The organism is Lysinibacillus sp. NPDC097287, from assembly GCF_044761695.1.
In the GTDB taxonomy this organism is placed as follows: domain Bacteria; phylum Bacillota; class Bacilli; order Bacillales_A; family Planococcaceae; genus Lysinibacillus.
Genome location: NZ_JBIWCX010000038.1, coordinates 1 through 2,002, shown reverse-complemented (window position 1 = coordinate 2,002; position 2,002 = coordinate 1). Strand labels below are relative to the sequence as shown.

General features: G+C 59.2%; 2 protein-coding genes. Both read right to left on the bottom strand.

The window, feature by feature from the left end:
- Positions 1-394 precede the first annotated feature (394 nt).
- On the bottom strand, positions 395-796 hold the full coding sequence (locus ACIQ2D_RS21800; RefSeq protein ID WP_064113782.1) for a helix-turn-helix domain-containing protein: 402 nt from the start codon (positions 794-796) through the stop codon (positions 395-397).
- Positions 797-1,606: 810 nt separating this feature from the next.
- Positions 1,607-2,002 (bottom strand): IclR family transcriptional regulator domain-containing protein (locus tag ACIQ2D_RS21795; RefSeq protein WP_402867392.1); only part of this gene is annotated, 396 nt, incomplete at its 5' end.

Genomic DNA, 2,002 nt, shown 5'->3' with positions numbered 1-2,002 from the left:
ACTTGCTCAGCCGCCTCAAGGTGCTACTCGAGCAGGGCGGTAAGGGAGTGAAGCTTGCCGGCGAGCCGGACGCCCAGAGCCGGCAAAGGGCACGGGACCTCAAGTAGGGGCGGTAGGCAGAGAAATGCCGTGACCCGTCCCCCGGCGCCATACTCTCGGGGTTGGGTCGATAATCTGGCGGAATCCGACCCTACGTCGGGTAGTGAGCGATCGCACCGCAAACACGCCGAACGTTCTCCGACGATCGAGCACGGCATAGTCGAACGCATCCCGGAGAGCAGTCCCAGTGGTCTTCGAAAACGAGTTCCCCAGTCAGGAGCAGATACTCGTCCCTACCACTCCAGACCGTTCACCTTTCAGCGTCGGGGAACCGGTCTATAGCAGTACGTTTCGGTCAATCAGCGCCCGCAGTGATCTCTGGAAGTTTCTCTGCGCGGCGCAAACGTTCCGCCATGTCGACGACCAGCCCTGTGGACGACTCGGAAAGGCCGACCACTGCAGCCAACAGTTGCCGCAACGCCCCCTGTTCGAGACAGTCGATGACAACCGACGGTTCCGCCCCCTCACTGTCGACCGGCAGATAAAAATACTTGTCATCGACGCCGAAGAAATTAGCAAGCACAGCGACCACATCCGGAGAAGGGTTCGTCCGCCTACTTCGACGTAACTGAGACAGATAAGGGCGGGAGAGGCGAGAGCCACTCGCGGCGAGACCGTCCGCCACCACAGCTTGCGTGACCGGACGACCGAATCGCGGCGAATCCTCGAACAACATATTCAACCGATCAGCGAACATACGATCCTCACGTCGAAAAACCTAGACAGTATCGATTTCAGAACGATGATCACATGTCGCCGCCGGTAAGAGGAGCGCTCGGACTCAGCAGCTCGTATCCTTCCCGCGCATGCAGCGGTTCCCTCGCCGCTATCGCGGTTAACCCTGCCGTTTTCTGCTTCCGACTCCCGTGCGCCCCTGTCAAGCAACGTTGAAAATAAGGACACATTGCAGCACAACACCATTACCGCCAATAGTTCGCTGTCGTGCCGACAAAACGGAAACATTGTCGCAGGCTCGGCACAGAAATTTCCAGCGGCAGCCCCGGCCGAAGCATTGAAAGTCGCCCACATCAACCACGACGACAACGAAACTGAGGCCGGTCTGTCGCTACTATCGACCCTCGACATTATCACCGCAGACGCCCACGTCTTCCTCGTTCCCGCCCCTCGGCCTGCTCCTGCGCATTGCGCGGCACCTCGACGCCGCCGCAGCATCCTTCTTGCGTGGCGCGAACCTCTCCGACGGACTCGACAAATCCAACCGCCACTTCGCCCACATCCTCGCCCAGGACGCCAACGGAATCCGCATTCTCGCACAATGACACATTCAACGAAAAATGTATCTGCTTGCAGCCCAACATGTTCAAAATGACATGGCTGATCCACGGCGAGCCCTGGAGAATGCAAACAAGCGCCATCCAGCGTGGTCGAGGAGTTAAGGATGCGTCAGCGAGTTCTCGGGAATACCGTCCAGTACTGACACCGCGGACTCGATCGGTCGAGATACGTTAGATCCAGTCTTCCGGTGATGCCGCCAGGAGGCGATCCATCATCTCCGCGGAGAATGTGGCCGCAGGAACGGAAGGCGCCTTTCGTGGTCTACGGGAATGGTCCGATTCGGGGTACAACGATCGAGAAATTTCACGGACCGCGTGGACGACCAAGGGGCGAGGCGTTCTAGCTGAACGGATTTGTTGTTGCCGCACAGGGCGATGCTGCCGACGGGTTCTTCGTATCCGCGAACCGCAGCAGCGATGCAGGCCACACCATGAGCTGACTCTCCTCGCTCGAAGGCCACACCGCGGCGCCGGCGGATGCGACTCAGTTCCTGGTGCAAAACATTGATGTCTGTGATGGTGTTTTCCGTACTGCGAGAAAGGACTGAGCCGAAAAGAGCGTCGACGCGTTCGGGGGCGATCCACGCCAGGATCGCTTTTCCGCCGGC